We start from the raw sequence: 21,767 nt of genomic DNA on the forward strand, positions 1-21,767 counted from the left end.
CACGCGGCGCTTCTTCCCCGCGAACCCACCTCTGGAGGAGCCGCAGCGATGGCGGAACACACCAGCTCTAGCATCACCATCGAGGCGGCCCCGGCCGACGTCATGGCCGTGATCGCCGACTTCGCCCGCTACCCGGAGTGGACGGGAGAGGTGAAGGAGGCCGAGGTGCTGGCCACCGACGCGACGGGGCGCGCGGAGCAGGTGCGGCTGCTGCTCGACGCGGGTGCGATCAAGGACGACCACACGCTCGCCTACACGTGGACCGGGGCGGACGAAGTCAGCTGGACGCTGGTCAAGTCGCAGATGCTGCGGGTGCTGGACGGGTCGTACCGGCTCGCTGCGCTCGGCGGTGACCGTACGGAGGTCACCTACCAGCTGACCGTCGACGTCAAGATCCCCATGCTGGGCATGATCAAGCGCAAGGCCGAAAAGGTCATCATCGACCGGGCCCTGGCCGGCCTCAAGAAGCGCGTCGAATCCGTCTGACGGGCCCGCCCCGCCCGGCCTCGGGGCACCCTCCAGCCCCTCCGGCGCTAGCACCCTTGAGCCCCTCCGGCGTTTGAGGAGCGGGTCCGGGCGGAGCCCGGTGCCCGGCGTCAGCCGGGTTGTCTTGGGGCTCCGCCCCAAACCCCGCGCCTCAAACGCCGGCGAGGCTGGAGGTTGCGCCCCAGGGCACCGGCGAGGCTGGATGTTGCGCCCCAGGGCACCGGCGAGGCCGGGATTGCCGCACGCAGCGCCGGCAAGGCTGGGTATTGCGCCAGGGCACCGGCAAGGCCGGGGTCGTGGGTAGGCAGCCGGGTCGGGCCGGAGGTCCTTTCGTACGTCCACCCCCCACGCAAGTGAGCACCGCATGCGCACCCTCCTCGTCACCGGCCCCGGCGGCTCCGGCCGAACCACCGTGGCCGCCGCCACCGCCCTGGCCGCCGCCGCACGGGGCGAGCGCGTGCTGCTCGTCGGCGGGGCGCTGCCCGAGCTGCCCGAGCACCCGCTCCTGGACGTCTCCCACCTCGACCCCGACGCCCGCTTCCGCGCGGAGATCGTCGCCCTGCAAGAGCGCGGCTCCGCCGTGTTCGACCTGCTGGGCGCCCGCCCGCTGCAGGCCGAGGAGCTGACCGCGGTGCCCGGCGCCGAACAGTTCGCCCTGCTCCGCGCCCTGCGCCGGGCCGCCGCGAGCGGCGCGTACGACCTGCTCGTCGCCGACCTCCCCGCCGTCCGCGAGGCGATCGATCTGCTCGCCCTCCCCGCCCAGCTGCGCCGCTACCTGCGCCGCCTGCTCCCCGCCGAACGGCAGGCCGCCCGCTCCCTGCGCCCGGTCCTCGCCCAGCTCGCCGGGGTGCCGATGCCCGCGCAGTGGCTGTACGAGACCGCCGCCCGCTGGCACGAGGAGTTGGCCGAGGTCCAGGCGGTGATCGAGGCGGACACCACCGCCGTCCGCCTGGTCGCCGAACCCGGACCGGCTGGCGCCGACGCGGTCCGCGCCGCCGTCACCGCCCTCGCGCTCCACCAGCTTCCCCTCGACCTGCTCGTCGCCAACCGGGTGCTGCCCCGCGGCTCCGCCGGCTCCGCCGACCCGTGGCTGGCGGGCCTGGCCGCCCAGCAGGACGCCTGCCTGGCCGGCTGGGCCGCCGCGGACCTCCCCGTCGCGGAACTCGCCCACCTGGGCCGCGACCCGCGGGAGGCCCCCGACCTGGCCCTCCTCGACCCCGGCCCCGGCACGGCCGCCGCCCGCACCCCGTGGGACGTCGAGGACCTGCGCGCCGCCGACGGGGTCCTGGTCTGGCGGGTCCCGCTGCCCGGCGTCACGAAGGACGGGCTGGACCTGGTCCGGCGCGGCGACGAACTCCTCCTCACGGCGGGACCGTTCCGAAGGATCGTTTCCCTGCCGGCCGCGCTGCGCCGCTGCACCGTCTCCGGCGCCGCCCTGCGCGACGGCGAGCTGAGCATCCGCTTCACCCCCGACCCCGCGCTGTGGCCCGCCCGCTGAACCCGGTGCGCCCGTTCGGGTACGGTCGAAGGTGACAGAGCCCGCCGCGGTCCAGCCCGCCGCCGTCCCAGGAGCCCCCATGAGCGAGGCCACCGACCGTCCCGCCGACGACGACGCCTGGGCCCGGGCCTGCGCCGAGGACCTCGCCGCCGAGCAGGCGCGGATCCGCGCGGAGCAGGGCGGCGGCGCCGGGAGCACCGGCAGCGCCGCCGAGGAGCTGTTCAAACTGGTCGAGGCGGTCGCCGACAAGGTGTCCGCGCTCAACAACCCGCTGTTCGGGGCGGCCGCCCAGGGCGCCGTACGCCAGTTCGTCAACCAGGCGAAGTCCGCGGTGGAGCCCGTCATCGAGCGAAACCCCCAGGTCTTCGACCACCTCGCCGCCGCCGGCACCGAACTCCTCGCCGCCTACCGGACCGCGGTCGAGGGCCACGAGCGCCGCTGGACCCGCGGCCCCGACGGCCCGCGCCCGCAGGACGGCGGCCCGGACACCGGGAACGACGACGGGCCCGACGACGGCGGTACCGGCCCGTCGCAGCGCATCGACCTCGACTGACCGGCCCCCGCCCTCGGGTACGGTGGGCCGTGGCGGGGTTTGACCGGAAACCGAGGGACTAATGGGACTCACCATCGGCGTCGACATCGGCGGCACGAAGATCGCGGCCGGAGTGGTCGACGAAGAGGGCACCATCCTTGAGACGTACAAGGTGCCCACCCCGCCGACCCCCGACGGCGTGACGGACGCGATCGGCACCGCCGTCGCCGAAGTCGGCAAGGGCCACACCATCGAGGCCGTCGGCATCGGCGCGGCCGGCTACGTGGACGACAAGCGCGCCACCGTGCTGTTCGCCCCCAACATCAACTGGCGCCACGAGCCGCTCAAGGACAAGGTCGAGCAGCGCATCGGCCTCCCCGTCGTCGTCGAGAACGACGCCAACTGCGCAGCCTGGGGCGAGTACCGCTTCGGCGCCGGCCAGGGCCACGAGGACGTCATCTGCATCACGCTGGGCACCGGCCTCGGCGGCGGCATCATCATCGGCAACAAGCTGCGCCGCGGACGCTTCGGCGTGGCCGCCGAGTTCGGCCACATCCGGGTCGTCCCCGACGGCCTGCTGTGCGGCTGCGGCAGCCAGGGCTGCTGGGAGCAGTACGCCTCCGGGCGCGCGCTCGTCCGGTACGCGAAGCAGCGTGCCAACGCCACCCCCGAGCACGCGGAGATCCTCCTCGGCCTCGGCGACGGCACCGTCGAAGGCATCGAGGGCAAGCACATCAGCGCGGCCGCCCGGCAGGGCGACAAGGTCGCGGTGGACTCCTTCCGCGAGCTGGCCCGCTGGGCCGGCGCCGGGCTCGCAGACCTGGCCTCGCTCTTCGACCCGTCGGCGTTCATCGTCGGCGGCGGCGTCTCCGACGAGGGCGAACTCGTCCTCGACCCGATCCGCAAGTCCTTCCGGCGCTGGCTGATCGGCGGCCAGTGGCGGCCGCACGCGCAGGTGCTCGCCGCGCAGCTCGGCGGCAAGGCCGGGCTCGTCGGCGCCGCCGACCTGGCCCGCCAGGGCTGATTTTCTTCTCCACGCTGCCCGTCGCGCCCCCTGTGGCCGCGGCGGGCAGCTGCATATGTTGGGCGCTATGGATCTGCCCAACTCCCGTACCGAAGCTGATGGTTCCGCCGTGATCCGGGTGCTGAGCTACAACATCCGGTCCCTGCGCGACGACGAGGAGGCCCTGGCCCGGGTCATCCGGGCCTGCGCCCCGGACCTCGTCTTCGTCCAGGAGGCCCCGATCTTCTTCCGCTGGCGCAAACACGCGGCCCGGCTCGCCGCCAAAACCGACCTGGTGATGCTGAGCGGCGGCGCCACCGCGGCGGGCCCGCTGCTGCTGTGCTCCCTGCGGGCCACCGTCGAACGCACCGAGGACGTCCTGCTGCCGCGGACCCCCGGTCTGCACCGGCGGGGCTTCGCGACCGCGGTCGTCCGCTTCGCCGGGGCGCGGATGGGGGTGGTGAGCGCGCACCTGTCGCTGCGGGCCGATGAGAGGCTCAAACAGTCCGAGGCGCTGCTGAAGCAGATCGCGGGCCTGGACGCGCAGTACGCGCTTGCCGCGGGGGACGTGAACGACGAGCCCGGCGGGGCGGCGTTCCGCCGGCTGGCCGGCGACCTCCAGGACTGTCACGCGGTGCGGCCGTGGGGCGGGGGGCCGACCTGGCCGGCGGGGGATCCGCGTAAGCGGATCGATGCGGTCTTCGCCACCGAGGGGGTCGAGGTGCTGGGGTGCGGGGTTCCGACCCCGGGCGCGGTCCCGGGCCTCAGCCCGGAAGACCTCCGCACGGCCACGGACCACCTTCCGGTCCTGGCCGCCCTCCGCATCCCGGCTGCGTAGTCGCCTCAAACGCCGGCGGCGCTGGTTGCCCGAAGGACAAATCCAGCCCCGCCGGCGTTTGAGGCGCACGGGCACGGGGGCGGAGCCCGGCGCTATACGACCGCGCCGCGGCCCGGGTCGTCGCCGTCCTCGTCGTCGTCACCCTGCATCCGCGCCACCAGCGTGGCGAACCCCCCGAGGAAGCCGCCGACGCCCAGCGTCGTCAGCCACCACGTCATGTCCCACTGCAGCAGTATCGCCAGCAGCAGCAGCACCGGACCGCCCACCACGGCCAGCCACGCGAACTTCGCCGTCGCGTCGGCCGGCGGCAGCGGCGGCGGCTCCGGCGGCACGAAGTGCCCCTCGTCGCTGTCGTCGCCCTCGGCCGGTTCCGGCAGCGAGTGGTCGCGCGGCCCCACCCCGGGGGCGAACACCACCGAGCTGCCCAGCGGCGGCTTCGCCGCACTCCCCGCACCGCTCCCGACGCCGTCCCCGGCGTCCGCGGCGGCCCCGCCGTCCCCGGCACCGCCGGCGCCCTCCGGCTCCGGCCCGGGCAGCACGTTCACATCGCCCTCGGGCAGCAGCAGGTCCTCGATCGGCTTGAACGGCTTCGAGCCCGGCGGGTCCGGCGGCTCCTCCCCGTACCCCGCGACGATGGCGGCCCAGGCCGCCTCCTCGTCGAGCGGTTCACCGCTCCCGGAGGCCTGGGGATCGCGGTCCTCGTGCTCAGCCAACGGTGGCCGTCCCCTCCTTGCCGACACTCGGAGCGAGCCGGCCGATGAATGCGTGACTGTCCTCGAAAATTCGCTCTGCATCATGGTCCAACGTCGCGACGTGGTAGCTCTGTTCCAGCAGAGTCTCCGTAACGTCGGTCGACGAGATCCGGCTCAGGATGCGCGCCGAGTCGACCGGCGGCACCACGTGGTCCTGCGGGCTGTGCAGCAGCAGCACCGGCTGGGTGACCTGGGGCAGCTCGGTGTCCAGCATCCGCAGGAACTGCCGCAGCGAGTGCGCGGCCCGGGTCGGGACGCGGGTGTAGCCCAGCTCGGCGACGCCCGGCTTGGCGATGTCGCTCGCGATGCCCGGCGTGGACCGTATGAAGTGCTGGGCTACCGGGAGGGCGACGGCGAGCGGGTCGTGCACCTTGTTGGCCGGGTTGACCAGCACGACGCCGGTGATCGCGTCACCGTGCTTCGCCGCCAGCCGCAGGCTCAGCGCCCCGCCCATGGACAGGCCGAAGACGAACACCTGCGTGCAGCGGTCCAGGAGTTCCCGCAGCGCGCGGTCCACCTCCGCGTACCAGTCCTGCCAGCCGGTGAGCTGCATGTCCTCCCAGCGGGTGCCGTGGCCGGGCAGCAGGGGCAGCGAGACCGTCAGCCCGCGCTCGGCCAGGAAGTCGGCCCAGGGGCGCATGGACTGGGGGGAGCCGGTGAAGCCGTGGCAGAGAAGGACGCCGACCTCCCCGCCCTCGTGGCGGAACGGCTCGGCTCCAGGGAGGACGGGCACCAGAATCTCCTGTTCGATCAGCACGGATGAGGGGGTGCGCTCAGTGTGTACTTCACGGTACGCGACCGGGGTGACACCGACCAGGGCCGTCACGGGGACCGGCGGCCCGCCGTGCGCCCGGTGCGGGCGGGAGCGCGGGCCCGCCAGGGGTTAAGGTCTGTTCGACAGACACAGGAAGGCATTCGAGTTGATCTACGGCGCAATGAAGTTCTCCATCGGGGGATCCCTGAAGGTCGCCTTCAGGCCCTGGGTGGAGGGCCTCGAGAACATTCCCGCCGAGGGGCCGGCGATCCTCGCGAGCAACCACCTGTCGTTCTCGGACTCCTTCTTCCTGCCCGCGGTGCTCGACCGGAAGGTCACGTTCATCGCGAAGGCGGAGTACTTCACCTCCCCTGGCGTCAAGGGCAAGCTGACCGCGGCGTTCTTCAAGGGCGTCGGCCAGCTCCCCGTGGACCGCTCGGGCGCGCGCGGCGCGGGCGAGGCGGCCATCAAGGCCGGCATCGACGTGATCAAGGGCGGCGGGCTCTTCGGCATCTACCCCGAGGGCACCCGTTCCCCCGACGGCCGCCTGTACCGCGGCAAGCCCGGCGGCCTGGCCCGGGTGGCGCTGGCCACCGGCGCCCCCGTGATCCCCGTCGCGATGATCGACACCGAGAAGATCCAGCCGCCCGGCAAGGTGGTCCCGAAGCTGATGCGCCCGGGCATCCGGATCGGCAAGCCGCTGGACTTCAGCCGCTACCACGGCATGGACGGCGACCGCTTCATCCTGCGCTCGGTGACCGACGAGGTCATGTACGAGATCATGAAGCTTTCCGGGCAGGAATACGTCGACATCTACGCGACGGCCGCCAAGCGCCAGATCGCCGACGCCGAGAAGGCCGCCAAGGCCGACAAGGCGGAGGCGGAGAAGGCCGCGAAGGCCGGGCACACCGCCGCGGCGGGCACGCCCGGGGCGCCGGAACAGCCCGAGGAACCGGGCCGCTAGGCCCGCGACACCCCGGGGGGTGGGGGGATGACCAAGCGCGAGCGGGTCGTGCGCATGTCGGTCGAGCAGCCGCTGTGGCAGGCCCTGACCGGGTACCGGGTGCTCGCCATGGGCTACGCGGCGCTGCTGTTCGCGTCCTCGTACGGCGAGTTCGTCCGGCCCTGGCTCGCCATCGGCTACCTCGCGGTCCTCGCGGGGTGGACGCTGGCGACCCTGCCCAAGGTCGCGAACGCAGTCAGCTGCACCCGGCGCTTCCTGGTCGCCGACCTGGCCCTCGCCCTCACCGGGGTCCTGCTGACCCCGCTCGCCGACTCGGCCGCCCGCATCGCCGACGGCGGCCCCACCCTGCCCTCGATCTGGACGGCCGGCTCGGTACTGGCCTTCGCGCTCAAGGGCGGCTGGCGCTGGGCCGGTGTCGCCTCCACCTTCGTGGCGGTCGCCAACGTCCTCCAGCGCGGCGAGATCACCCGGGACACCGCCCACAACGTGCTGCTGGTCTGGGTGGCCTCGATCGCCGTCGGTTACGTGGTCGAGGTGGCGCGCGCCAGTGAGGCCACGCTCGCCCGCGCCCTGGAGATCGAGGCGGCCACCCGGGAGCGCGAGCGGCTCGCCCGGGACATCCATGACGGGGTGCTCCAGGTCCTGGCCATGGTGCAGCGGCGCGGCGCCGCGGTCGGCGGCGAGGCCGCCGAGCTGGGCCGGATGGCGGGCGAACAGGAGATCGCCCTGCGCACCCTGGTCTCCAGCGGGCTGCTGCCCGCCTCCCGGGTCTCGCGGGACGCGGCCCACGGCGCGCTGGTGACGACAGTGGAGGAGGCGGAGCCGACCGGCGACGTCGACCTGCGCACCCTGCTTGCCCCGCACGCCGGGTCGACGGTGAGCTTCGCCGAGCCCGGCGCCCCGGTCCTGCTGCCGGCCGCCGCCGCCCGCGAGCTGGCCGCCGCGGCCGCCGCCGCGCTGGAGAACGTACGCCGGCACGCCGGCGAGGACGCCCGGGCCTGGATCCTCATCGAGGACGAGCCGGACGAGGTGATCGTGACCGTCCGGGACGACGGGCCGGGCATCCCCGCCGGGCGGCTCGCCCAGGCCGAGGGCGAGGGACGGCTCGGGGTCGCCCAGTCGATCCGCGGCCGGCTGCGGGACCTGGGCGGTACCGCCGAGCTGGTCTCGGTGCCGGGCCAGGGGACGGAAGTAGAGCTGAAGGTTCCGAAGGTTTCCAGGGGGAGGACGAACAACCGATGAGCAGCGAGAACGCGACGAGCAGCGGCAACCCGGCGAGCGGCGGGAGCACCGGCGCCATCCGGGTCATGGTCGTCGACGACCACCCGATGTGGCGGGACGCCGTCGCCCGTGACCTGGCCGCCGCCGGCTGCGAGGTCGTGGCCACCGCCGGGGACGGCCCGCAGGCCGTCCGCCGCGCCCGCGCCGTCGACCCGGACGTCCTCGTCCTCGACCTCAACCTGCCCGGCATGCCGGGCGTGCAGGTCTGCAAGGAACTGGTCGCCTTCAACCCGGCGCTGCGGGTGCTCGTGCTCTCCGCGAGCGGCGAGCACGCCGACGTGCTGGAGGCCGTCAAGTCCGGCGCCACCGGCTACCTGCTGAAGTCCGCGGGCGCCGAGGAGCTCATCGACGCGGTCCGCCGCACCGCCGCCGGCGACCCCGTGTTCACCCCGGGCCTGGCCGGGCTCGTGCTCGGAGAGTACCGGCGGCTGGCCGCCGACCCGGCCCCCGCCGCCTCCGACGAGCCGAAGGCACCGCAACTCACCGACCGCGAGACCGAGGTGCTGCGGCTCGTCGCCAAGGGCCTGTCGTACAAGCAGATCGCCGAGCGGCTCGTCATCTCGCACCGGACCGTCCAGAACCACGTCCAGAACACCCTCGGCAAGCTCCAGCTGCACAACCGCGTCGAGCTGGTGCGGTACGCGATAGAACGCGGACTTGACGACGAGTAGACCCTCGTACGAGTGAACGGGCGTACGCAACGCCCCGTACGCCGACCGGAATTGCCCCTGCCGCGCCCCTTGCTGTGACCCGCGTCACCACTAGCGTGACCGCCGAGCGGGCCCGGCGTGCCTGGGCCCTTCTGGCGAAGGGATGATTCCATGAAGGTCGGAGTGCTGACCGGCGGCGGCGACTGCCCCGGGCTCAACGCGGTCATCCGCGGCGTCGTGCGCAAGGGCGTCCAGGAATACGGGTACGACTTCATCGGCTTCAAGGACGGCTGGCGCGGCCCCGTCGAGGGCGACACGGTGCCGCTCGACATCCCCGCCGTCCGCGGCATCCTGCCCCGCGGCGGCACGATCCTCGGCTCCTCCCGCACCAACCCCTTCAAGACCGAGCACGGGGTCCGCCGGATCAAGGAGAACCTCGCCAAGTTCGAGGTCGAGGCCCTGGTCGCGATCGGCGGCGAGGACACCCTCGGGGTGGCCGCCAGGCTGTACGAGGAGTACGGCATCCCCTGCGTCGGCGTGCCGAAGACCATCGACAACGACCTCTCGGCCACCGACTACACCTTCGGCTTCGACACCGCCGTCGGCATCGCCACCGAGGCCATCGACCGCCTCCACACCACCGCCGAATCGCACATGCGCGTCCTGGTCGTCGAGGTGATGGGCCGGCACGCCGGCTGGATCGCCCTGCACTCGGGCCTGGCCGGCGGCGCGAACGTCATCCTCATCCCCGAGCAGCGCTTCGACGTGGACCAGGTCTGCGCCTGGGTCACCTCCCGGTTCAAGGCGAGCTACGCGCCGATCGTGGTGGTCGCCGAGGGCGCCGTGCCCAAGGACGGCGACATGGTCCTCAAGGACGGCACCCTCGACTCCTTCGGGCACGTACGGCTCTCGGGCGTGGGGGAGTGGCTGGCCAAGGAGATCGAGTCCCGCACCGGCAAGGAGGCCCGCACCACCGTCCTCGGCCACGTCCAGCGCGGCGGCACCCCGAGCGCCTTCGACCGCTGGCTCGCCACCCGCTTCGGGCTGCACGCGATCGAGGCGGTGCGCGACCGGGACTTCGGCAAGATGGTCGCCCTGCGCGGCACGGACATCGTCCGGGTGCCGATCGCCGAGGCCACGGCCCGGCTGAAGACGGTGGACCCGGCGCTCTACGCGGAGGTCGGCGTCTTCTTCGGCTGACCCGTCCGGCTCCGCGGCCGAGCCGGACGGCGGGTGCGGACCATGGACCGTATCGCGACCAACGGTCCATGGTCCGGCACGAGGCACGAGGCGCGAGGAACAGCGAACGGCGAGAGCGATCGACACCACCGTCGCCAACGTGGCGGAGCACGTGGCGGGCCGGCGCTCGGAGAACACGCTCACGCCCGTTGGGTGAAGTTCCGCTTCCGTTCAGCGGACGGCCGGGGCGGCGGCCGCCGAGGGCCCCTAGATTCGCCGTGTGCAGATACCTGACTGGCTCCAGTGGGTGTGCGTGGTGTGGGGCGCGGTCCTCGCCGTCGGCACGCTTGACCATCTGGTACGGGTGGTGCGGGCGCGGCCGGGGTGGGTGCGGGGGCAGCGGGCCGCGGAGGCGTTCGACTGGGCGGGGTCGGCCGTCTTCGCCCTCGGCATGGCCGCCGAAAGCGTCCCCGCCATCCTCGCCGGATCCCTCGCCTACGCCGTCATGGCCACCCGCCGGCGCCTCCATCCCCGCCCGTAGCCCTCCGTACGCGACATCAGCCCTGCCGGCTGACCGGGGGCAACCCTGCCTCGGTGGCCATCCCCAGCCTTGCCGCTGACCGGGGGCAACCCTGCCTCGGTGGCCATCCCCAGCCTTGCCGCTGACCGGGGGCAACCCCGCCTCGTCGGCCATCCCCAGCCTCGCCGGCGCGGGGGCAACCCTGCCTCGACGGCCATTCCCCAGCCTCGCCGGCGTTTGAGGCGCGGGGTCTGGGGCGGAGCCCCAGAGGGGCAACCCGGCTGGCGCCGGGCACCGGGCTCCGCCCGGACCCGCGCCTCAAACGCCGGCGAGGCTGGGTTTTGCCCGTAGGGCACCGGCGGGGCTGGAGCGGGCTCTGCCCAGGCCCGCGCCCCGCGCCTCCAACGCCGGCGGGGCTGGGGGTTGCCGTAGGGCACCGGCGGGGCAGGACGCTGCGCCCCGAGGCGCCGGCCCGGCGGGGGCATCGGGGCCGCCGGGCCGGAGCAGGGGTTGGTCAGCCGTGGGGGGTGACGGCCGGGCGGACCGCGGTGAGGAGGTCGCGGAGGATCTCCGCGCCCCGCAGGGTCAGCACCGACTCGGGGTGGAACTGGACGCCCGCAAAACCGTGCGCGGAGCGCATCGCGTGCACCTCGCCGGTCCGCTCGTCCCGCGCCACCTCCACCCCCCGCGCGGCCAGCCCCGCGGCCGCCTCCGCGTCACAGCGCGCCGTATACGTGTTGTAGAAGCCCACCACTTCCGGCCGCCCGAACAGGTCCACCCGCGTCTGCGCCCCCTGCGCCGGCTCCGCCTTGCGCACCAGCGGCAGCCCCAGCTCGGCCGCGAGCAGCTCGTGGCCCAGGCAGACGCCCAACAGCCCGTGCCGGTGCGAGGCCAGCAGTTCGGCGGCGAGCGGGCGCAGCAGCCGCATCCGGGGGTCGGTGCCGTCCTCCGGATCGCCCGGCCCGGGACCCAGCACCACCGGGCCCACGTGCGCGAGCGCCGCCTCCCGCAGCCCCGGCTCGTCGTAACGCCGTACGGTCACCTCCAGTCCGGCGGCCCGCAGGACGTGCGCGAGCATCGCGGTGAAGGTGTCCTCCGCGTCGATGACGAGCGCGTGCCCGTCCGGTTCGACGGCGGCCTGGTCCTGCATCCGCAGCCAGAACGGCGCCAGGTCCTCCCGGCGTGCGGCCAGCGCCGCCTGCACCCCGGGGTCGTCCGCCAGCCGCGCTTGCGCGGCCGGCGGCTGCGGGGCCGGCGGCCGCACCCCGAGGGCGGCCAGCACCCCCGCGGCCTTGGCGTGCGTCTCCGCGACCTCGCCCGCCGGGTCGGAGTGGCGTACCAGGGTCGCCCCCACCGGCACCCGCAGCCGCCCGTCCGCGGCGATGTCGGCGGTGCGGATCAGGATCGGAGAATCGAGCGTCTGCGCGCCGCCAGCGTCCCGGCCGAGCAGGGCGAGCGCGCCCGCGTAGTAGGCGCGGCCGCCGACCTCGTGCCGTTCGATGACGCGGCAGGCGTTCTGCACGGGCGAGCCGGTCACGGTCGCCGCGAACATGGTCTCCTTCAGTACCTCGCGCACGTCCAGCGAGGACCGGCCGCGCAGCTCGTACTCGGTGTGCGTCAGGTGGGACATCTCCTTCAGGCGCGGTCCGATCACCACCCCGCCCTGGTCCCCGACCGTGCACATCATCTTCAGTTCCTCGTCGACGACCATCGACAGTTCCTCCGTCTCCTTGCGGTCGGCGAGGAAGGAGAGGAAGGACCCGACGGTCGGGCCCTCGGCGGGATGCCGGTAGGTGCCGCTGATCGGATTCATGACCACGGTGCTGCCGGACATCCGGACGTGGACCTCGGGGCTGGCCCCGACCAGGGTCCGCCCGCCCGTCTCCCGCTGCCCTTCCGGGGAAGGCCCTTCGGGCCCGTTCCCCTTCCCGGTGTGCACGACGTACGTCCAGTACGCGCCCCGCTCGTCCGTGAGCAGCCGCCGGAACAGGGCCAGTGCGTCGGCCTGCCCGAAGCCGGGGATCTCGCCGGTGTACGTGCGCCGGATGACGAAGTTGGCGCCCTCGCCGGTGCCGATCTCGTCGCGCAGGACCCGCTCGACGATCCGCGCGTACTCCTCGTCGGGGACGTCGAAGCCGCCGCCCTCGACCCGTACCCGGTGGGCGGGCAGCGCGGCCAGCACCTCGTCGAGGGGCAGCTCGTACGCCTCGTCGGCGACGAGGACGCTCAGCGGGGTGCCGTCGTCGCGGACGTCGAAGCCGCGCTCGCGGATCTGGCGGAACGGCACCAGTGCGAGCGTGCCGTGCGGGCCGATCGGGATGTCGGCGAGCCGCTCGGCCTCGTGCACCGGGCCGATCAGCAGCTCGACGGTGTCGTGGTCGCGGCCGGGGGTGCGGCGGCGCAGCAGGGCGAAGGGCGGGCAGTCGGCTTCGGTGAGCCGGTCGAGCAGACGGCTGACGATCATGGTGCGGTTCCTTCCGGGGAGGTGGAGAGGAACGGCCCCTGACATGCAGAAAGGCCGCCCCTCGGGCGGCCTTCGCGTCAGTGTGGGTACGCGCAGTCAGTGGGCCGCCGGATGAGCGAGCCACCACCAGTTCTGGTTGGAGTGCGTGTACATGGCCGTGAGCGTAGCGGATCCCGGGGGCCCGCGGAGCGACGAACGGCCGACTTGAGAACTCCGTCTCACAAAGCGGGCATCGGAGAATCGGACGTGCCCAAACCCTTACTGTTGTCTGCGTGACCGTGAACGCAGAAACCCAAGCCCTCGCCGCCAAGGCGACCTGGCGAGACCTTCCCGCGGCGCAGCAGCCTGAGTACCCCGATGCCGAGGCTCTGCGCGAAGTCGTCGCGGACCTCGAGTCGTATCCTCCGCTCGTCTTTGCCGGCGAGTGCGACCAGCTGCGCGCCCGCATGGGAGCCGTCGCCAAGGGCGAGGCGTTCCTGCTGCAGGGCGGCGACTGTGCCGAGGCCTTCGACGCCGTGTCCGCCGAGCACATCCGCGCGAAGCTCAAGACCCTCCTCCAGATGTCGGCCGTGCTGACTTACGCGGCCTCCGTGCCCGTCGTCAAGGTCGGCCGGATCGCCGGCCAGTACTCGAAGCCCCGCTCCAAGGGCACCGAGACCCGCGACGGCGTGACCCTGCCCACCTACCGCGGCGACTCCGTCAACGCCTTCGGCTTCGACGAGAAGTCCCGGATCCCCGACCCCGAGCGCCTGAAGCGGATGTACCACGCGTCCGCCTCGACGCTGAACCTGGTGCGCGCCTTCACCACCGGCGGTTACGCCGACCTGCGCCAGGTCCACGCGTGGAACCAGGACTTCGTGAAGTCGTCCCCCTCCGGGCAGCGCTACGAGCAGCTCGCGCGGGAGATCGACAACGCCCTGAACTTCATGAAGGCCTGTGGCACCGACCCGGCCGAGTTCAAGGCGGTCGAGTTCTACGCCTCGCACGAGGCCCTGCTGCTGGACTACGAGTCGGCGCTCACCCGCACCGACTCGCGCACCGGCCGGCTGTACGACACCTCGGGCCACATGGTCTGGATCGGTGAGCGCACCCGCCAGCTGGATCACGCGCACATCGAGTTCTGCTCGCAGATCGCCAACCCGATCGGCATCAAGCTCGGCCCCACCACCAGCGTGGACGAGGCGCTCACCTACATCGACCGCCTCGACCCGGAGCGCGAGCCCGGCCGCCTGACCTTCATCGTCCGGATGGGCGCCGACAAGGTCCGCGACAAGCTCCCGGCCCTGGTCGAGAAGGTCACCGCCTCCGGCGCGACCGTCGCCTGGGTCACCGACCCGATGCACGGCAACACCTTCGAGGCGGCCTCCGGCCACAAGACGCGCCGTTTCGACGACGTGCTCGACGAGGTCAAGGGCTTCTTCGAGGTCCACAAGGAGCTGGGCACCCACCCGGGCGGCATCCACGTCGAGCTCACCGGTGACGACGTCACCGAGTGCGTCGGCGGCGGCGACGAGATCTTCGTCGACGACCTGCACCAGCGCTACGAGACGGCCTGCGACCCGCGGCTCAACCGCAGCCAGTCGCTCGACCTGGCGTTCCTGGTGGCGGAGATGTACCGCGATCAGTAAGTAGATATCTACGAGAGTGGGGCGCGGATCGATGTGATCCGCGCCCCACTGTCGTTCACGGCACTTTTACAGCCGGGAGCTGCCGGGTAAGGTTAGGTTAGCCTCACCGAAAAGAACGGGAAGGCGCACCGATCGTTTCCGCACCCGCCCGGGAGGTGAACCGCGTGTACGTCTGCTCTTGCTTCGGCATCACCGACAAGCAGGTCAAGGAGCACGCGGAGGCCGGCGCCTGCACTCCGCGCCAGATCGCCTCGGTCACGAAGGCCGGCACCGACTGCGGCAACTGCGTCCGTGCCATCCAGGGCATCCTGGGCCGGGGGGCGTGCCCCCGCCGGCAGCTGCTGGACCAGGGTGCCGGCGGACAGGTCCTCGCCGCCGAGCCGGAGCTCGCGGAAGCCGCCTAGCCCGACCGTCCCGGTGCGGGAAGCCCGCTCAGCTGGGCTGCTCGATCAGCTGAGCGATGTACAGCGCCTCGCCCAGGCTCTCGATGAGTTCCAGCTGCGTGTCCAGGTAGTCGATGTGGTGCTCCTCGTCGGCCAGGATCTCCTCGAAGAGGTTCGCCGAGGTGAAGTCGCCCTTGCCCCGCATGACCTCGATCCCGCGCTTCAGGCGGTCGATCGCCTCCACCTCGACCTGCCGGTCCGCCTGGAACATCTCCGTCAGGGTCTGCCCGACCCGGACGTGGAAGAGCCGCTGGTAATTGGGAAGACCGTCCAGCATCAGAATGCGTTCGGTGATCTTGTCCGCGTGCTTCATCTCATCGATGGACTCTTCGCGGGTGTATTTGGCGAGCTTCGTCCAACCCTTGTTGTCCTGGATGCGGTAGTGCAGCCAGTACTGGTTGATCGCCGTCAGCTCGCCGGTGAGCTGTTCGTTCAGAAACTCAAGGACCTCGGGGTCGCCCTGCATTGCAGAGGCTCCTTCCAAGCAAGTGTCTGGCCAGGTGCGCGCATCCTTGCACCGCCCGCCGGAGGCCGTCCAGTAAGTGCATGCTTAGTAGGAGTTGCCCGAATCGGGGCCAACCTGGTCATGACCACCCCACCCAGTCTGTCACCATGGAGGCATGGGTCAGCCGGAAAGCCGGGAATCTCCGGGAGCAGAGCAGCCGGAGCTTCCTCCGGGACAACGCCTGCAGCGCGGCTGGCCGGTCACCCACTACGGTCCGGTGCCCAAATTCAAGCCGGACCGCTGGGAGTTCAGGGTCTTCGGGGCCACCGCCGACGGCGACAAGCACTGCTGGAACCACGAGGAGTTCGCGGCGCTGCCCTTCTCCTCCGTCGTCGCCGACCTGCACTGCGTGACGAAGTTCAGCATGCTGGGGGCCGAATGGGGCGGGGTGCTCGCACGGACCGTGCTGGAGCTCGCGCCGCCCGCCCCCGACGTCACCCACGTCATGGTCTGGGCCGAGTACGGCTTCAGCTCCAACATGCGCCTGGCCGACTTCGGCTCGCCGCGCACGGTCTTCGCCACCCACCAGGGCGGTGAGCCGCTGACCGCCGAGCACGGCTTCCCGCTGCGGCTCGTCGTGCCGCACCTGTACGCCTGGAAGGGTCCCAAGTGGGTGCGCGGCGTGGAGTACATGACGGCCGACCGCCGCGGCTTCTGGGAGGAGCGCGGCTACCACAACATCGGCGACCCGTGGCGCGAGCAGCGCTTCTCCTACCAGGAGGAGCCGGGCGACGGCCCGGAGCTGTAGCCCCGCACCGCCGTCCGGGATCCCGGTGTCACGGGATCTCCCGCAGCTCCTTCAGCCGTGCCACGTCCGCCGCGTGCCCCGACGGGCCGCCCGGCGTCTCGATGACCAGCGGCACCCCGGCCGTCTCCGGATGCGTGAACAGCTCCCGGAACGCCCCCTCGCCGATGTGCCCGGCGCCGATGTTCTCGTGCCGGTCCTTGTGCGCGCCCACGCCCTCCTTCGAGTCGTTGGCGTGGATCAGCTTCAGCCGGCCCGGGCCGACCGTGTCGGTCAGCAGGTCAAGGGTCTGCTTCATGCCGCCCGGCGCGGCCAGGTCGTGCCCGGCGGCGAAGATGTGGCAGGTGTCGAGGCAGATGCCGAGCTTCGGGTGCGCGTCCAGGGCCTCGAAGTACGGGCCGAAGTCCCAGGTCCGCGAGCACAGCGAGGAGCCCTGCCCGGCCGTCGACTCCAGCAGCAGGAACGGGTCGTCGTCGTGGGTCAGTTCGTCGAGCAGCGGCAGCATGTGCTCCCGTACCTGCGCGTAGGCCGCGGAGCGCGGTCGGCCGCCGGTCGCGGACCCGGTGTGCACGACCACGCCCAGGGCGCCGATCTCCCGGGCCCGGCGCAGCGAGTGCCGCAGCGACTCCACCGACTTCTCCACCGTCGCCTCGGTGTGCGACCCGAAGTTGATCAGGTAGGGGGCGTGGACGTACGCGGGCATGCCCTGGCGTGCGCACTCCGCGCGGAACAGCTCGTCCTGCGCCGGGTTCCCGGTCGGGGTGGCCCAGCCGCGCGGGTTGGCCGCGAAGACCTGCACGGTCTCCGCGCCCAGCTCACGGGCGTACGCCAGTCCGGTCGACGCCAGTCCGCCGGCCACGGGGACGTGCCCGCCCACCGGATTGCGCAGTGCGGCGGCCTTGCTCGTGCTCACGTGCCTGTCACAGTCCCTTGAGTCGGATGGTGATGGTGCTGCCCTCGGGGGCGTCCGTGCCGCCCTTGACCGACTGGCTCGCGACGTCGTCGCTGAAGGACAGGAACGGCCGGTCCACCTTGACCTCGAAGCCCGCCGCCTTCAGCATCCGCTTCGCCTCGTCCACGTTCCGGCCGGTGACGTCCGGCACCGCGACCATCCGCGGGCCCTTGGACACGGTCAGCGTGACCGTGTCGCCGGCCGCCGCCCGGGTGCCCGCGGCCACCGACTGGTTGGCGACGGCCCCCGCGGGCTGCGGGGAGTGGATCTGCTCCGGCGCGACCGCGACCTTGAGGCCGAGGTCCTCCAGCGCCGAGCGGGCCGCGTCGGCGGGGGCACCCACGACCGACGGCACCGGCACCGGCCGGCCCTTGCTGACCACGAGTGCCACGGCCGTGTCCGGGGCCCGCTGCTCGCGCGCCGCCGGGTCGGAGCTGATCACGGCGCCCGCCGGAACGTCCTCGCTGAAGGCCCGCGTCACCTGGCCGGGGGCCAGGCCGGCCGCGGCCAGCCGCTTCCTGGCCTCGGCCAGCGGGACCCGCTTCAGGTCGGGCACGGCCACGATCTCGGGTCCCCGCGAGACGGTCAGCGTCACCGAGCCGTTGCCGCGGATCTGCTGGCCGCCCTCCGGGTCGGTGGCCATCACGGTGCCCCGCTCGAAGGTGTCGCTGAACTCCTTCTCCACCCGCTCCACGTCGAGCCCGGCCGTGATCAGCCGGTCCCGGGCCTGCGCCTCGGTCTTGCCGAGCAGGTTCGGGACCCTCGTGAACTGGCCGGAGCTGATGTACCAGACGCCGGTGCCGAGCCCCAGGGCCAGCAGCACCCCGGCGATCACCATGAGCGTGCCCCGGCCCGGCCGGCGCCCGCGCCCGGCGGCCCGCGACGCGGGTACGGGCGGCAGCGGCGGCGGGGTCTGCAGCCGGGCCGTGTGCTGCACGTCCCCGACGGGGGCCGCGCCACCGGAGCCGGCGGGGCGCAGGACCACGCCGGTCCGGTCCTCCGAGGCGGACCGGACGCCGGAGCGGGCCTGCGGCGGCACGGCGTCCAACTGCTCCTCGGACAGCGCGGCCCGGGCCTGCCGGACCAGGCCCAGCAGGGCCACGGCGTCGTACGGGCGCTGCTCGGGGCGGCGCGCGGCGGCGGCCGCGACCAGCTCGTCGAGCCCGGCGGGCAGCCCCGGCACGGCCGCGGACGGCGCGGGCACGTCCGCGTTGAGGTGCTGGTAGAGGACCTGGGCCGGGCTCTCCCCGGAGTGCGGCTTCGCGCCGGTCAGCATCTCGTACAGCACCACGCCGCAGGCGTAGACGTCGACGCGGGTGTCGGTGACGCCGTTCTCGATCTGCTCGGGGGCCAGGTAGGAGACGGTGCCCAGGACGGAGCCGGTGGTGTTCGTGACCGAGTCCACCGACCGTACGAGACCGAAGTCGGCCACCTTCACCCGGCCGTCGTCGCCGATCAGGACGTTCTCGGGCTTCATGTCGCGGTGCACGAAACCGGCCCGGTGCGCGGCGCCGAGCGCGGCGAGGACCGGCTCCAGGATGTCCAGGGCCGCCCGCGGCTGGAGTGCGCCGCGCTCGCGCAGCAGGTCGCGCAGGGTGCAGCCGGAGACGTACTCCATCGCGAGGTAGACGTACCCGCCGTCCATGCCCTGGTCGAAGACGGCCACCACGTTGGCGTGCGCCAGGCGGGCCACGGACTTCGCCTCGCGGATGAAACGGTCGACGAAGGCGGCGTCGGCGGCGAGCGCCGGGTGCATCACCTTCAGGGCGAGGATGCGGTCGAGGCGGGTGTCGACGGCGCGGTAGACCGTGGCCATGCCGCCGACTGCGATGCGTGCGTCGATGCGGTAGCGGCCGTCGAGCACACGCCCGACGAGGGGGTCTTCCAAGGTCGTGTCCACCCGCCGATTCTACGAGCGCCCGCGGCACGCTCCGCCAGGGTGTCCCCGCTTGCAGCCCAGCTGTGACGTCCGCGCCCGGATCCGCTGCGCGGGACCCTTCCCCACCCCGCCCCTCCCCGCCCCCGGGGCAGAGCCCGATCCGGCCTCGCCGGCGTTTGAGGCGCGGGGTCCGGGGGCGGAGCCCCCCCCGGTCAGAACGCCGGGCGTTCCGGGTCGAGGGCGGCGCGGCCCTCGACGGGGGAGGACGCCTCGGCGAAGTGGCGGCGGGGGATCCGGCCCGCCCGGTACGCGAGGCGCCCCGCCGAGACGGCGTCCCGCATGCCGGCAGCCATCAGCACCGGCGCCTGCGCCCGCGTCACGGCCGAGGCGAGCATCACGGCCGCGCACCCCAGTTCCATGGCGAGCGCGACGTCCGAGGCCGTGCCGGCCCCGGCGTCGAGGATCACCGGGACCCCGGCCCGTTCCACGATCAGCTCGAAGTTGTGCGGATTGCGGATGCCCAGGCCCGAGCCGATGGGGGAGCCGAGCGGCATGATCGCCGCGCAGCCCACGTCCTCCAGCTTGCGGGCCAGCACCGGGTCGTCGTTCGTGTAGGGCAGCACCGTGAAGCCGTCGTCGACCAGCGCCTCGGCCGCGTCCAGCAGCTCCACGCCGTCCGGGAGCAGCGTGCGCTCGTCCGCGACGACCTCCAGCTTGATCCAGTCGGTGCCCAGCGCCTCCCGCGCCAGTCGCGCGGTCAGCACCGCCTCCCCGGCCGTGTAGCAGCCCGCCGTGTTCGGCAGCACCTGGATGCCCAGTCGGGACAGCACGGACAGCACCGAGCCCTGGACCGTCGGGTCCAGCCGGCGCATCGCGACGGTCGTCAGCTCCGTACCGGAGGCGACCAGCGCGCGTTCCAGCACGTCGAGGCTGGGAGCCCCGCCCGTGCCCATGATCAGGCGGGAGGAGAAGGTCCGCCCGCCGAGGGTCAGCAGATCGTCGGCCATCGCGGTCAGCCCCCCTGCACGGCGGTGAGGACCTCGACGCGGTCGCCCTCGCCGAGTGCGGTCGCGGGCCACTGACGGCGCGGCACGACGGTCTCGTTGAGCGCGGCCGCGACCCCGGACGGGGCCGTGGTCAGGGTGGCGACGACCGAGTCGAGGGTGGTGCCGGCGGCGATCTCGCGAGGCTCGCCGTTGACGGAGATGGTCATACGAGGGACTCCTCACGGACGGTGGTGAACCGGAACGGGGTGAACGGGCGGGCCACCTCCGGCAGTTCGCCGGTGGTCAGCACCTCGGCCATCACCTCGCCGGTGAGCGGCGTCAGCAGCACCCCGTTGCGGTAGTGCCCGGTGGCCAGGTGCAGGTCCGGCAGCGCGGTGGGACCGAGCAGCGGCGCATTGTCGGGGGAGGCGGGCCGCAGCCCGGCCCGGGTCTCGGTGAGCGGGAGTTCGGTGATGCCGGGCACCAGCTCGTGGGCGTCGCGCAGGAGTTCGTAGACACCGCCCGCGGTGACCGTGGTGTCCCAGCCCTGCTCCTCGCTGGTCGCGCCGACGACCAGCTCGCCGTTCTCGCGCGGCACCAGGTAGACGTGACTGCCGCGCACCACGGCCCGTACGGTCCGCTGGAGGAACGGCGCGTACGCGGACGGCACGGTCAGGCGCAGCACCTGGCCCTTGACCGGCCGCACCGGCGGCAGGACCTGCGGGGGCACCCCGGCCAGCCGGCCGCTGAGCGAGCCCGCGGCCAGGACCACCTGGCCGGCGGTGAGGGCGGTGCCGTCGGCGAGCACCGCGCCGGCGGCCCGGTCGCGGACGACCGTCAGCCGCTCCGCGCGGACCCGGTGGAAGACCACCCCGGCCCGCTCGCAGGCCGCGACCAGCGCCGCCGCGAGCCGCCGCGGATCGACCTGGTGGTCCCCGTCGACCCGCAGCCCGCCGCGTACGCCCGGCGCCAGCATCGGCTCCAGGCGCCGGCACTCGCGGCCGGTCAGCCACTCCGACTCCAGACCGCAGCGCCGCTGCAGGGCGTGCAGTTCCCGCAGGTGGGCACGGTCGTCCGCGTCGAGGGCGGTCGCCAGGGTGCCGCAGGCGCGGTAGCCGATGTCCAGGCCGCCGCTCGCGTCGGCGAGTTCGGCCGCGAACTGCGGATAGCGGGCCGCGGAGGCGAGGTTGAGACCCAGCAGGGTCTCCTCGCCGTAGTGCAGCTCGGTGACGGCGGCGAGCATGCCCGCCGCGACCTGCGCGGCCCCGCCGCCCGGCGCCGGATCGGCCAGCGCGGTGCGCAGCCCCAGCCGGGCCGCGCGCCAGGCCGTGACCAGGCCGATGATGCCGCCCCCGATGACGAGGACGTCCGATCCGCGGCGCTCCGCGGATCTCACAGTGGATGCAAGCATGGGTGTCCAGCCCCTCCCTTCGCCGGCATGACCCGGATCAGGTTCGTACGGTCGGAGGCCGCCCAGCCTCCCTCTCAGCCCGGTGCGCCCGGACTCCCGCGATAGGTACGGTGGCCAGACTAGCGGCCTCGGGGAAGCGGGGTGCGGCTCCGCGTCGTCCGGTGCGTGCGATCGGCGTGCCGGCCGAAGGCACTCGTACCGGAGTACTCGGGTCTTCGCCCGGTGCGGCGGGGGTGCGTGCCGGGCGGCGCGGGGCCGTGCCCCGCTTCCCCGAGACCGCTCGGCGGCCGGCGCGAG

At 73.2% G+C, this 21,767-nt stretch carries 23 protein-coding genes and 1 riboswitch; of the genes, 13 read left to right on the forward strand and 10 right to left on the reverse strand.

The window, feature by feature from the left end:
* The first annotated feature begins 48 nt into the window (after nucleotides 1-48).
* The 5 genes from OG764_RS25615 (at nucleotide 49) to OG764_RS25635 (ending at nucleotide 4,357) form a co-directional block, all read left to right on the forward strand.
* The gene (locus OG764_RS25615) at nucleotides 49-486 is read left to right on the forward strand and encodes an SRPBCC family protein (RefSeq protein ID WP_328970774.1); all 438 of its coding nucleotides are present in this window, start codon (nucleotides 49-51) and stop codon (nucleotides 484-486) included.
* A gap of 364 nt (nucleotides 487-850) precedes the next feature.
* Nucleotides 851-1,984, forward strand: a complete 1,134-nt coding sequence (locus tag OG764_RS25620) for an ArsA family ATPase (protein ID WP_328970775.1) — start codon at nucleotides 851-853, stop codon at nucleotides 1,982-1,984.
* A gap of 79 nt (nucleotides 1,985-2,063) precedes the next feature.
* Nucleotides 2,064-2,537, forward strand: a complete 474-nt coding sequence (locus OG764_RS25625) for a DUF5304 domain-containing protein (protein WP_328970776.1) — start codon at nucleotides 2,064-2,066, stop codon at nucleotides 2,535-2,537.
* A gap of 61 nt (nucleotides 2,538-2,598) precedes the next feature.
* Nucleotides 2,599-3,540 carry an ROK family glucokinase gene (locus OG764_RS25630; RefSeq protein ID WP_328970777.1) on the forward strand — a complete coding sequence of 314 codons (942 nt, stop codon included), beginning with the start codon at nucleotides 2,599-2,601 and terminating at the stop codon, nucleotides 3,538-3,540.
* A 58-nt stretch (nucleotides 3,541-3,598) separates the two neighbouring features.
* Nucleotides 3,599-4,357: an endonuclease/exonuclease/phosphatase family protein gene (locus OG764_RS25635; RefSeq protein ID WP_328973167.1), complete on the forward strand. Its 759-nt coding sequence runs from the start codon at nucleotides 3,599-3,601 to the stop codon at nucleotides 4,355-4,357.
* Nucleotides 4,358-4,449: 92 nt separating this feature from the next.
* Here OG764_RS25635 and OG764_RS25640 read toward each other — a convergent pair whose 3' ends face one another.
* Both OG764_RS25640 and OG764_RS25645 read right to left on the reverse strand, forming a co-directional pair.
* Nucleotides 4,450-5,070 carry a hypothetical protein gene (locus tag OG764_RS25640; protein WP_328970778.1) on the reverse strand — a complete coding sequence of 207 codons (621 nt, stop codon included), beginning with the start codon at nucleotides 5,068-5,070 and terminating at the stop codon, nucleotides 4,450-4,452.
* Complete coding sequence (locus OG764_RS25645; protein ID WP_328973168.1) at nucleotides 5,063-5,845, reverse strand: alpha/beta hydrolase; 783 nt, start codon at nucleotides 5,843-5,845, stop codon at nucleotides 5,063-5,065. Before OG764_RS25645 ends, OG764_RS25640 begins: the two co-directional genes overlap by 8 nt.
* 199 nt (nucleotides 5,846-6,044) lie before the next feature.
* Between OG764_RS25645 and OG764_RS25650 the strand changes: the two genes are divergently transcribed.
* The 5 genes from OG764_RS25650 (at nucleotide 6,045) to OG764_RS25670 (ending at nucleotide 10,478) form a co-directional block, all read left to right on the forward strand.
* A complete protein-coding gene (locus OG764_RS25650) occupies nucleotides 6,045-6,827 on the forward strand; it encodes a lysophospholipid acyltransferase family protein (RefSeq protein ID WP_328973169.1) in 783 nt (260 codons plus the stop codon).
* A 27-nt stretch (nucleotides 6,828-6,854) separates the two neighbouring features.
* Nucleotides 6,855-8,069 carry a MacS family sensor histidine kinase gene (gene macS / locus OG764_RS25655; RefSeq protein WP_328970779.1) on the forward strand — a complete coding sequence of 405 codons (1,215 nt, stop codon included), beginning with the start codon at nucleotides 6,855-6,857 and terminating at the stop codon, nucleotides 8,067-8,069.
* On the forward strand, nucleotides 8,066-8,779 hold the full coding sequence (locus OG764_RS25660; RefSeq protein WP_328970780.1) for a response regulator transcription factor: 714 nt from the start codon (nucleotides 8,066-8,068) through the stop codon (nucleotides 8,777-8,779). Before macS ends, OG764_RS25660 begins: the two co-directional genes overlap by 4 nt.
* A gap of 150 nt (nucleotides 8,780-8,929) precedes the next feature.
* Nucleotides 8,930-9,958 carry a 6-phosphofructokinase gene (locus OG764_RS25665; protein WP_328970781.1) on the forward strand — a complete coding sequence of 343 codons (1,029 nt, stop codon included), beginning with the start codon at nucleotides 8,930-8,932 and terminating at the stop codon, nucleotides 9,956-9,958.
* A 259-nt stretch (nucleotides 9,959-10,217) separates the two neighbouring features.
* Entirely contained in the window at nucleotides 10,218-10,478 is a 261-nt protein-coding gene (locus OG764_RS25670; RefSeq protein WP_328970782.1) for a hypothetical protein, read from the forward strand.
* A gap of 493 nt (nucleotides 10,479-10,971) precedes the next feature.
* On the opposite strand, the gene OG764_RS25675 is transcribed toward OG764_RS25670, so the two are convergent.
* Both OG764_RS25675 and OG764_RS41760 read right to left on the reverse strand, forming a co-directional pair.
* Nucleotides 10,972-12,921: an anthranilate synthase family protein gene (locus tag OG764_RS25675; RefSeq protein WP_328970783.1), complete on the reverse strand. Its 1,950-nt coding sequence runs from the start codon at nucleotides 12,919-12,921 to the stop codon at nucleotides 10,972-10,974.
* A 96-nt stretch (nucleotides 12,922-13,017) separates the two neighbouring features.
* The gene (locus tag OG764_RS41760) at nucleotides 13,018-13,074 is read right to left on the reverse strand and encodes a trp operon leader peptide (protein WP_443056243.1); all 57 of its coding nucleotides are present in this window, start codon (nucleotides 13,072-13,074) and stop codon (nucleotides 13,018-13,020) included.
* Nucleotides 13,075-13,193: 119 nt separating this feature from the next.
* Here OG764_RS41760 and OG764_RS25680 point away from each other — a divergent pair, with 119 nt between their 5' ends.
* Together OG764_RS25680 and OG764_RS25685 are read left to right on the forward strand one after the other, a co-directional pair.
* Nucleotides 13,194-14,549, forward strand: a complete 1,356-nt coding sequence (locus OG764_RS25680; RefSeq protein WP_328970784.1) for a class II 3-deoxy-7-phosphoheptulonate synthase — start codon at nucleotides 13,194-13,196, stop codon at nucleotides 14,547-14,549.
* Between the two features lie 164 nt (nucleotides 14,550-14,713).
* Nucleotides 14,714-14,953, forward strand: coding sequence for a (2Fe-2S)-binding protein (locus OG764_RS25685; RefSeq protein WP_328970785.1), 240 nt, complete (start codon nucleotides 14,714-14,716; stop codon nucleotides 14,951-14,953).
* Between the two features lie 28 nt (nucleotides 14,954-14,981).
* Here the strand turns inward: OG764_RS25685 and bfr are convergent, their stop codons facing one another.
* Nucleotides 14,982-15,458: a bacterioferritin gene (bfr, locus tag OG764_RS25690; RefSeq protein ID WP_328970786.1), complete on the reverse strand. Its 477-nt coding sequence runs from the start codon at nucleotides 15,456-15,458 to the stop codon at nucleotides 14,982-14,984.
* Nucleotides 15,459-15,612: 154 nt separating this feature from the next.
* On the opposite strand from bfr, the gene OG764_RS25695 reads away from it, so the two are divergent.
* Nucleotides 15,613-16,245: a sulfite oxidase-like oxidoreductase gene (locus tag OG764_RS25695; protein WP_328970787.1), complete on the forward strand. Its 633-nt coding sequence runs from the start codon at nucleotides 15,613-15,615 to the stop codon at nucleotides 16,243-16,245.
* A 28-nt stretch (nucleotides 16,246-16,273) separates the two neighbouring features.
* Here OG764_RS25695 and OG764_RS25700 read toward each other — a convergent pair whose 3' ends face one another.
* The 5 genes from OG764_RS25700 to thiO form a co-directional block, all read right to left on the reverse strand.
* Complete coding sequence (locus OG764_RS25700; protein ID WP_328973170.1) at nucleotides 16,274-17,131, reverse strand: deoxyribonuclease IV; 858 nt, start codon at nucleotides 17,129-17,131, stop codon at nucleotides 16,274-16,276.
* Between the two features lie 31 nt (nucleotides 17,132-17,162).
* A complete protein-coding gene (gene pknB, locus OG764_RS25705; protein WP_328970788.1) occupies nucleotides 17,163-19,094 on the reverse strand; it encodes a Stk1 family PASTA domain-containing Ser/Thr kinase in 1,932 nt (643 codons plus the stop codon).
* 191 nt (nucleotides 19,095-19,285) lie between these two features.
* Nucleotides 19,286-20,080, reverse strand: a complete 795-nt coding sequence (locus OG764_RS25710; protein ID WP_328970789.1) for a thiazole synthase — start codon at nucleotides 20,078-20,080, stop codon at nucleotides 19,286-19,288.
* Between the two features lie 5 nt (nucleotides 20,081-20,085).
* Nucleotides 20,086-20,286 (reverse strand): sulfur carrier protein ThiS, encoded by a 201-nt coding sequence (gene thiS, locus OG764_RS25715; RefSeq protein WP_328970790.1) that lies wholly within the window; start codon nucleotides 20,284-20,286, stop codon nucleotides 20,086-20,088.
* Nucleotides 20,283-21,470: a glycine oxidase ThiO gene (gene thiO, locus OG764_RS25720; protein ID WP_328970791.1), complete on the reverse strand. Its 1,188-nt coding sequence runs from the start codon at nucleotides 21,468-21,470 to the stop codon at nucleotides 20,283-20,285. Before thiO ends, thiS begins: the two co-directional genes overlap by 4 nt.
* Nucleotides 21,468-21,580, reverse strand: a riboswitch (TPP riboswitch). Its footprint overlaps the gene before it by 3 nt.
* Nucleotides 21,581-21,767 lie beyond the last annotated feature (187 nt).

Source organism: Streptomyces sp. NBC_00239, assembly GCF_036194065.1.
In the GTDB taxonomy this organism is placed as follows: Bacteria; Actinomycetota; Actinomycetes; order Streptomycetales; family Streptomycetaceae; genus Streptomyces.